The organism is Shewanella sp. MF08487, assembly GCF_050848685.1.
Lineage (GTDB): Bacteria > Pseudomonadota > Gammaproteobacteria > Enterobacterales > Shewanellaceae > Shewanella > Shewanella glacialipiscicola.
In genome coordinates this window covers 1-1588 of sequence record NZ_JBOZPB010000058.1, presented here as the reverse complement: position 1 = coordinate 1588, position 1588 = coordinate 1, and the positions used below count along the sequence as shown (strand labels likewise).

General features: G+C 41.9%; 1 pseudogene. It reads right to left on the bottom strand.

The window, feature by feature from the left end:
- Positions 1-191: 191 nt before the first annotated feature.
- Positions 192-1111, bottom strand: a pseudogene (locus tag ACRN9H_RS19600) (IS630 family transposase).
- Positions 1112-1588: the final 477 nt, after the last annotated feature.

Genomic DNA, 1588 nt, shown 5'->3' with positions numbered 1-1588 from the left:
AGTGAAACGCAAACGCGCCGATGGTAGTGTGGGGTCTCCCCATGTGAGAGTAGGTCATCGCCAAGCGCCTAATTATCTCGATGAGATGTAACGAAGCCAGCTGAATAAGCTGGCTTTTTTGCGTCTGTAATTGATGGTTTTAGGCCTTTAAAACATCTCTACTGTTTGCAATGTTATTATACCAATCCGCATTAGACTTTGCTCATATTGGCCCAGTGTCGCGTGCACAAACTTTTCACCCTGTCCTTGCACTGAATAAACGTATTCCAAGCATTGCAACACTGCTCAACGATATCGTTATAACCATCAAAATACCGATTTGCCAAACAGTGCTGTCTTAGCGATTGCCATACTTGCTCTATTGGCTGCAACTCCGGAGAATAGGGCGGTAATTTAAGGACCGATAAATGACAGAATTCTTTTGCTATATTATCCGCATGCCAGCCCGCACCATCAATGATAACAAGTGCATATCTATCCGAATGAGTTGCCTCTGATATTTTCGTTAAGTGCTGCCGCATCTTGATTAACAAGGGGCCTGACCAAGGCTTCTGTTGCCCCTGTCGCTGGGCACACAGCACCAAAGAGGTAGGCATACTCAAATTGCTGTTGTTGGCCTTGAGCCTTTTGCTGCCCATATTCGCGTGGTGGTATTTTGTTGACCAAATCGAGCTTCATCTTGAAACCCCATATCGACGGTGTCTAAAGGGATATAAAATGGGATCGTGGCGATCGCTTTAGAAATGAGTTTTGTTAAACTCTTCTTGAGCTTCTAAGGATGGTTTTGGGTACTTGGAGCGACCTGTTATCCAGCTTAAGCCAATACTTTTCAATATTTTATACACATGATTTAGATGATAATGAATGCCAAACTGCTGTTCTATATATGATTGAATGTCTAGTCCTGTTAATCGCCACCCTGCTCTTGGTGTTCGTCGAGTTTACTCGTATTTGTCGAATTCATATTGGCTTTCAAGCCATCAATACCTATATTTAAGTCGTTTTTAACCCATTCATTGACACTGCGACGACTGACCTTTCGTTGGCGAACGACTTGAACACGGTTGTGACATTCCAGAAAACAAGAAACTGCCAATATGCGAATGCGCATACGGGCGTCTTTTTCTGATTTTGATAGCTTAATGAGCCCAACAGACGTGTAATTTTTCACAGTATAAAATGATGTGAAAATGGTGAGTGTATTAGATGACAATCCAATACGGATTGGTATAAGACAGAAGCTTTATAATACTGAGATGATCAAAATCAGTGGCTACTTGTGTTTGATGCCAAACCAGCACCGCCCATAATGATAACTGCATATCATCCAAAAGATATGCTGCGGAAATTTAGTCGAGGTGTTGATATCGATAATCACTATTGGTAAAAGGAGTCATGATAGCTTTGGTTACAATGCAGACCGCGCAAAAGAGATAGATTAATACTGTTAGGCCTAGGCCGGAGGGTGTAACAGATTCTGTGTAACTGCAATTTAGTTAATATGCTTCACAATTCTGTCTTCGAACTCAATAATAAATCGGCTCATCGCAGTACGCCAGTTTCGAATGGGCATGGTCCATTTTTTACT